This is a genomic window from Aliivibrio logei (assembly GCF_001691055.1).
Classification (GTDB): Bacteria; Pseudomonadota; Gammaproteobacteria; order Enterobacterales; family Vibrionaceae; genus Aliivibrio; species Aliivibrio salmonicida.
This window is the reverse complement of sequence record NZ_MAJU01000010.1, coordinates 1-7,241: the sequence shown is the minus strand read 5'-3', so window position 1 is coordinate 7,241 and position 7,241 is coordinate 1. Positions and strand designations below refer to the sequence as shown.

Below are 7,241 nucleotides of genomic sequence, written 5' to 3'. Positions count from 1 at the left end.
GCGGAGTGGTAGTTCAGTTGGTTAGAATACCGGCCTGTCACGCCGGGGGTCGCGGGTTCGAGTCCCGTCCACTCCGCCACTATTTAAAAAGCCCTAATCGAAAGATTAGGGCTTTTTTACGTCTGTATATGTCTTGTCCTGAAATGTGTTTACACATTTAGGACTTTTATATGACAAATCAAGAAAAAACAAAGAATAAGCGAACTCAACGCGATTATTCATTAGGCTTTAAATTGCAGCTTGTTACCGCTATAGAAAAGGCGATATGACCTATAAGCAAGCTCAACATATTTATGGTATTCAAGGCCGCTCTACCGTACTTACTTGGTTAAGAAAACACGGTAAGATGGACTGGTCTTAATCACCTAAGATTATTATGCCTAAATCTCCGAAAGCAAAAGAATCACCTGCACAAAAAATCAAACGTTTAGAGCGAGAGCTTGATGATGAAAGAATGCGTAATTTATTACTTAATGAAGTGGTAAATATTATGGATGCAGAGCACGGCGCTGGCCTTAGAAAAAAGTATATTGCCAAGGAGCAAGAAGCCTTCAAAAGTAGAAAATAATTAGCTTAGGGCGAGCTAGTCAGCTACTTGCATTACAAGGCAATGCATATACCAACAAGAACGTAGAGCTTTGAGCGTGCAGTTGAACTTTCACCAGTTAAGAATATGGTGTAAGAAATTCGACGATATATGCCTCGGATTGGAGGTAAAAAATTATATTTTTTACTTAAGCCGAAATTTATCACTCATGGTATAAGGTTAGGGAGAGATAATTTCTTTTCTTATTTAAGAAATGAGCGTTTATTAGTAAAGCCTAAACGAAGTTACATAAAAACTACCTACAGTAAGCATTGGATGAAAAAACATCCTAATTTACTAAAAGAAGTATACCTCAAACACCAGAAGAGGTTTTTGTCAGTGATATCACTTACGTTCAATCACAAGAAGGTGTTCATTATTTATCTTTAGTAACAGATGCTTATAGTCGAAAGATTATGGGGTATGAATTAAGTGATGAAATGAAAGCGACAGATGTGGTCAAAGCCCTTGATATGGTAATAGATTGTCGTCAGTATCAAAGAGAGACTATTCATCATTCAGATCGGGGCTTACAATATTTTTCAAAGATTTATCAAAAAAACTCAGCGAAAATGATATTAAGCCATCAATGACTGATGGATATGACTGTTATCAAAATGCACTAGCAGAACGAATAAATGGGGTCCTTAAACAAGAGTTCCTTTTATACGAGTGCAAAGGTTTAGACGAATTAAGGTGTCTAGTTGAAGAGTCTATTTTTATTTATAATGAAATGCGACCACATTTAAGTTTGGGAATAAAAACTCCAAATCAAGTACATAAAAAAAGCCAAGTGCATAAGCACTTAGCTTTCAATTAAAAATCGTCAACGTATTTTAGGACGAGACAATAAAATAAAATTTGATTAATCAGTGGTGTTTTGGTTATGTTGATGACGTAGATTAATAATATTTAGATAAAGAAAGAGGCCTTAATAAGCCTCTTTTAATTATAAAATTTGATTTAGTATGTGATCGGCTTTTATTCGTTTAATGCGTTTTATTAAACGTTTTACAGGGATCGGATAAGATTCTAGTTTATCGACTTGCTTGTAAGAACCGACTAATTGAGTATGTTGAAGTATTACCTTTAGTTCGGATTCTTTTTCGGTGATTAGCAATTTTTCTGGATCTTGTAATAACAACCCATTTTCTAGGTCTAATTTCCAAGCTCTTGGGTTTAAATTACTACCAGTGATTAAGGTGAATTCATTATCAACCCACAAACCTTTTAAGTGGAAACTATTATTCTCATGTTTCCATAAATGGATTGATAGCTGTCGACTTGCAATAGATGTTTCATTTGATTTTGCAAAGTGTCGAAGGTTCATCTCATATAAATAGGGAAGTCCTGCTATCGTTCTAAAATCCTCTTCTGGAGCGATATAGAAGTCGTTAGCTGTTTTGTCACCAACGATAATAGTCACTTTCACTCCTCGACGGAGTGCTTTTTTTAGTTCTTTCGCAATCTGTTTTGGAAAGTTGAAATAAGGAGTACATATTGTTATTTCACTTACCGCAGATGCAAGCAATAATTGTATGTATTTGTTTAAGCGGTTACCTTTGCGACCTAAACCAATTAAAGGTGTAACACCAACTTCACCTACTTTTCTTGTTTGAGGTATAAATTGGTAATTTACAATGCTTAATTGTTGCCTTAGTTCTTTGATTGCAGGCTTTAATGATTTTGTATCTGGTCGATTGGCTTGTGATAAGCAATTTACAGCGTCACTAGCTATAAGTGTCTTGGAGATAAGTGACACCATAGAATTGGCTAAGAATGCATTGTTCAGTATATGGTATCGATCAAAACGATATTTATCTTTATGAGCAAGATATACATCATTTAAGCTTGCGCCACTATAAACGACGGTATCATCAAAAATAAAGCCTTTAAGATGTAGGACACCGAAAACTTCTTTATTCCTTACTGGTACACCTAATACATTTATTGGGTACTTGTAAGTTTCGGAAAATTCACGATATAGAGCAGCATTACCATCGCTTTTTTCGGCACCAATTAAGCCTCTTTGTGCTCTGTGCCAATCAACTAGAACATTCACATCTAATGATGGTTGTTTTTGTTTTGCTTCATATAATGCAGTGAAAATTTCTCTACCTGCATCATCATTTTCAAGATATAGAGCCACGATGTAGATGCGTTTTGTAGCTTTTTTTATTTGGTTTAATAGTTCATACCGAAAATCTTCAGCTGTATGAAGGGTCTTTATATTCTCAGGATGTTGAGACAACATAGGGAGCTTACGTAGCTGCTCTTTACTTTCATGAGTTGTTGAGTTCATAACTAGTCATTAAATTATCAATATAATATCCGATATTTTAGCAAATTTAAGTCAAAATGCCGAGATTAATGTCGAATACTTAATCTTTTTTATATCGTAGAATATGAAGTTTTTTTCCTGAATTTGAGTATCGTTCAAATTTGGACCTAATAACATTTGGAATGAACGTTGACTCTGCGATGATAAAGTGATTTTGAGTATAAAAAGATAAAAGAGAGGGCTCACAAAAACAATAGCAATTTTGAATGTTATCTATACGAGTCATGATTTCTTTTAAGAAATAGTTACCTAGTTTTTTTCTTCTTCTATTCTCAATTATCATCATACCGGTTAAAAAATTACAATCTTGATAGGTCTTTATACGGACAGAACCTATGATTTTCTTGTCGTCTTCAAGTATTAATATTTCTTCTTTTCCTTTAGGTTTGCCTGATGGGTAATTCTCTTTATAAATCTTATGAAGAAGAGGTAAGCGCATTTTGTTTAAGTGAGAAACAGTAAGATTCATTCGTTGGATTCTATGTAGATTGCATTCATTGCGTTAGAATGTACTTAATCTAACCTATGAAATAAAGTGATATGAATATTTTATTAAATAAAAATCTTCGCCCTTTTAATAGTTTTTCTATTGACGTTAATGCGGATGTTATTATCGAAGCAAATTCAATAAATGATTTTATTGATATATGGTCAAATGACGATTATCGCTCATCGATTAAGTTACCATTAGGGCGAGGCAGTAACACTTTATTTTGTAATGATTTTTCTGGTGTTATTGTACTTAACCGAATTTTGGGTAAAGAAGTAACGGAAACAGAAACTGATTATTTATTATCTATTTCAAGCGGTGAAGATTGGCCTAGTTTTGTTAAGTGGTGTGTAGAGCATAATTACAATGGTATTGAAAATCTTGCAATGATCCCTGGTTGTGTAGGATCTGCTCCTATTCAAAATATTGGTGCATACGGTTTAGAGTTTAAAGATGTTTGTGATTATGTTGAGTATTTAGATTTAGAATCATTAAACATTAAACGTTTATCAAAAAGTGAATGTGATTTTGGTTATAGAGAGTCAATTTTCAAGAAATCATTAAAAGATAAAGTAATCATTACATCTGTCGGTTTTAAATTATCAAAATCGTGGGCCCCACTTTTGACGTATGGGCCCCTTGCCGATTTAGGTAGTGTGGTAGGAGTAACCGCTGAATCTGTATTTAAAGCTATTTGTGATATTCGCTCTCTTAAATTACCCAATCCTGAAGTGCTTGGGAATGCCGGTAGTTTTTTTAAAAATCCTATCGTATCAGATGAATGTTACTTAAAACTATCGAAAAAATTTCCTACTCTGCCTGCATATACCGTCTCTGATGGAAAGAAAATAGCTGCAGGTTGGTTGATAGATCACGCGGGACTTAAAGGTTTCTCGATTAACGATGCCCAAGTGCATAAAGAACAAGCTCTTGTACTAATCAACAATGGAAATGCAACATCGAAAGATATTTTAGAGTTAGCTCGCCATGTTCAAAAAACAATTTTTGATATTTATCATATAGAGTTGGAACATGAAGTTCGATTTTATTTTTCGGGCAAAGAAACGTCACTCTCGGAGTTGTTTGAATGAAGGAACACTTGAAAAAACTAGAAATATTGAAGGCGCTCAGTGATGGTTCTTTTCATTCAGGTGAGGAGTTAGGTGATGACATTGGCGTATCCAGAGCTGCCATAAGCAAGCATATTAAGGGGGTTCAGGAATGGGGATTATCAATATATAGAATTCAGGGTAAAGGTTATGCTTTATCTTCTCCTTTAGAATTACTCTCAGCAGATCAGGTCATATGTAAGGATCTGCCACAAACTTCAATTCTTGGTGTTGTTGATTCTACAAATCAGTTCTTATTGGACCAAATGACTGTTCTTAAAAAAGGGCAATCTTGCTTTGCTGAATATCAAGTGGCAGGGCGAGGAAGGAGAGGTCGAACATGGGTATCTCCATTCGGTAGTAATATCTACTGCTCTATATTCTGGAGATTTGATAATGGACTTGCCGCAACCATGGGATTAAGTTTAGCCATTGGAATCGCTGTTGTTGATGCCTTAGAAGTTATGGGTTGTAAAGGTTTAAAGTTGAAATGGCCGAATGATATTTATTGGAATGAATTAAAGTTAGCTGGTGTTCTTATTGAGCTTTCCGGTCAATCAGGAGGAAGTGCAGATGTGGTTATTGGAATTGGTATCAATATAGAATTGAATGAAAAATCTGCTTTAGTGATTGATCAACCTTGGGTTGATTTGATGACTATATTAGGTGAAAGGAACATCAGAAATAAGCTTGCGAGTGAATTATTAGTTTCCTTAAATAAAACATTACTTGAGTTTGAACGTTCGGGGCTACAGTCTTTCATCAACCGATGGAAAAAACTTGATAATTTTATAGATGAAAGCATCACGCTTACCATGGGAAGCCAATCGATTCATGGTGTTTGTCGAGGTATAAATTCGCAAGGTGCGATATTGCTTGAACGTAACTGTATCGTCGAATCTTATTTCGGTGGTGAGATTTCAGTTAGAAAAGCGTGATTATTTTTTTATCGATACGTATTCAATAGAATGATGCTCACCTTTCGTTAGAATTAAACTGGCTCTTTCTTTGGTAGGTAATATATTTTCAGTTAAATTTAATCCATTGATGGTATTCCAAATATGCTCTGCTTTTTCAATGGATTTTTCAATGGATAATCCTGTGTAGTGTGAGAAGTAAGAATTATCTTTTTTGAATGTACTGACTCTTAATTTAAGAAAACGCTCTACATACCACTGTTTTAGTAATATGGGTGCCGCATCGACATAAATCGAAAAATCAAGAAAATCAGACACAAAAGTATTATGGTTATCGTGAGGGTAATCACTGCCATTTTGAAGTACATTTAAGCCTTCAATTATTAGTATGTCAGGTTTATTAATTACTTTTTTTTCATTTGTCACATCGTAGGTCAAATGCGAATATACTGGTGCTTTTACGTTTGCCTTACCTGATTTTATATCTGAAACAAAGGAAACTAAGGTTTGAATATCATAAGATTCAGGAAATCCCTTCTTATGCATAATATTATGTTCATTTAAATATTTGTTGGGATATAAAAACCCATCAGTGGTTACTAGCTGAGTGCTCAATTCTGGAAGCAATTGAGTTAATAGCGTTTGTAAAATACGAGCTGTCGTACTTTTACCAACAGCAACGCTTCCCGCGATACCAATAATGAATGGTGATTGGAAGCCTTTGTTTAAAAGGAAGTTATCGAGGATAATGTTTTTTTGTTGATAGCTTTCTATATGTAATTGGATCAAACGTATCAACGGTAAATATATCTCTGAGACTTCATTTATATTTATATTTTCATTAATCCCTCGTAATGCCATTAATTCGACTTCTGTGAGCGTTAAAGGTATTGAATTACGTAATTCTGCCCAGCTCTTTCGAGTGAAATTTAGGTATGGATTCACAATGCTTACCAGATGATTAAATGAATTTGAACAATACAGTAAGGCATAAGAATAAAAAAGTAGCCTAGGTTTGTTTTTAAGAAAGTTTGAGTGAAAAAAGCTTATTTATTCTAGTTCATGTAAAAAAAAACAGATTATTGAAATTTTCGGTTGCATGATATTTCCATATTAACTAGAATGCGCACCAATTGTGCCGACTTAGCTCAGTAGGTAGAGCAACTGACTTGTAATCAGTAGGTCACCAGTTCGACTCCGGTAGTCGGCACCATTTCTTTTTATGTTTAATATAAAGAAATAAAAATGTGGAGGGGTTCCCGAGTGGCCAAAGGGAGCAGACTGTAAATCTGCCGCGTAAGCTTCGATGGTTCGAATCCGTCCCCCTCCACCATATTCAAGGTTAAATAGTTCTGTCGAATGACATGCGTGCATCGTATAATGGCTATTACCTCAGCCTTCCAAGCTGATGATGCGGGTTCGATTCCCGCTGCACGCTCCATCTTCTCTATTTATCCTTTATAACTTCAAATATATTTTTATTGGTTACGTGGCCATATAAAGCCACCAATAGCCGTACCTAGAGGGACTATCCATGTCTAAAGAAAAATTTGAACGTACGAAACCGCACGTAAACGTTGGTACAATCGGCCACGTTGACCACGGTAAAACAACTCTAACTGCTGCTATCTGTACTACACTTGCAAAAGTTTACGGTGGCGTAGCTAAAGATTTCGCATCAATCGATAACGCTCCTGAAGAGCGCGAGCGTGGTATCACAATCTCAACTTCTCACGTTGAGTACGATACTCCTGCACGTCACTATGCACACGTTGATTGTCCTGGACACGCCGATTAT

General features: G+C 35.3%; 6 protein-coding genes, 4 tRNA genes and 1 pseudogene. 8 read left to right on the top strand and 3 right to left on the bottom strand.

Annotation, left to right across the window (positions count from 1 at the left end; all coding sequences use genetic code 11):
- Positions 1–2: 2 nt before the first annotated feature.
- Positions 3–79, top strand: a tRNA-Asp gene (locus tag A6E04_RS10530).
- Positions 80–170: 91 nt separating this feature from the next.
- Positions 171–1,406: pseudogene (locus A6E04_RS20950) on the top strand (IS3 family transposase).
- Positions 1,407–1,535: 129 nt separating this feature from the next.
- Here the strand turns inward: A6E04_RS20950 and pssA are convergent.
- Complete coding sequence (gene pssA / locus A6E04_RS10515; RefSeq protein ID WP_017020370.1) at positions 1,536–2,888, bottom strand: CDP-diacylglycerol--serine O-phosphatidyltransferase; 1,353 nt, start codon at positions 2,886–2,888, stop codon at positions 1,536–1,538.
- A gap of 79 nt (positions 2,889–2,967) precedes the next feature.
- Positions 2,968–3,396: a GNAT family N-acetyltransferase gene (locus A6E04_RS10510; protein ID WP_017020369.1), complete on the bottom strand. Its 429-nt coding sequence runs from the start codon at positions 3,394–3,396 to the stop codon at positions 2,968–2,970.
- A 71-nt stretch (positions 3,397–3,467) separates the two neighbouring features.
- On the opposite strand from A6E04_RS10510, the gene murB reads away from it, so the two are divergent.
- Entirely contained in the window at positions 3,468–4,508 is a 1,041-nt protein-coding gene (gene murB, locus A6E04_RS10505; protein ID WP_065611292.1) for a UDP-N-acetylmuramate dehydrogenase, read from the top strand.
- A complete protein-coding gene (gene birA / locus A6E04_RS10500; protein WP_065611290.1) occupies positions 4,505–5,464 on the top strand; it encodes a bifunctional biotin--[acetyl-CoA-carboxylase] ligase/biotin operon repressor BirA in 960 nt (319 codons plus the stop codon). Before murB ends, birA begins: the two co-directional genes overlap by 4 nt.
- On the opposite strand, the gene coaA is transcribed toward birA, so the two are convergent.
- Complete coding sequence (gene coaA, locus A6E04_RS10495) at positions 5,465–6,388, bottom strand: type I pantothenate kinase (protein WP_065611288.1); 924 nt, start codon at positions 6,386–6,388, stop codon at positions 5,465–5,467. It lies immediately after the preceding gene.
- Between the two features lie 192 nt (positions 6,389–6,580).
- On the opposite strand from coaA, the gene A6E04_RS10490 reads away from it, so the two are divergent.
- The 4 genes from A6E04_RS10490 to A6E04_RS10475 all read left to right on the top strand — a co-directional run.
- Positions 6,581–6,656: transfer RNA gene (locus A6E04_RS10490), tRNA-Thr, on the top strand.
- Positions 6,657–6,692: 36 nt separating this feature from the next.
- Positions 6,693–6,776, top strand: a tRNA-Tyr gene (locus tag A6E04_RS10485).
- A 33-nt stretch (positions 6,777–6,809) separates the two neighbouring features.
- A tRNA-Gly gene (locus A6E04_RS10480) sits at positions 6,810–6,884 on the top strand.
- Between the two features lie 93 nt (positions 6,885–6,977).
- Positions 6,978–7,241, top strand: a 264-nt coding sequence (locus A6E04_RS10475) for a GTP-binding protein (RefSeq protein ID WP_244886268.1), incomplete at its 3' end; no start/stop codon positions are given.

Excerpts from the sequence above, each read along its gene's own strand:
- birA (WP_065611290.1), top strand. The coding sequence starts at position 4,505 with ATGAAGGAACACTTGAAAAAACTAGAAATATTGAAGGCGCTCAGTGAT.
- murB (WP_065611292.1), top strand. The coding sequence starts at position 3,468 with ATGAATATTTTATTAAATAAAAATCTTCGCCCTTTTAATAGTTTTTCT.
- pssA (WP_017020370.1), bottom strand. The coding sequence starts at position 2,888 with ATGAACTCAACAACTCATGAAAGTAAAGAGCAGCTACGTAAGCTCCCT.
- A6E04_RS10510 (WP_017020369.1), bottom strand. The coding sequence starts at position 3,396 with ATGAATCTTACTGTTTCTCACTTAAACAAAATGCGCTTACCTCTTCTT.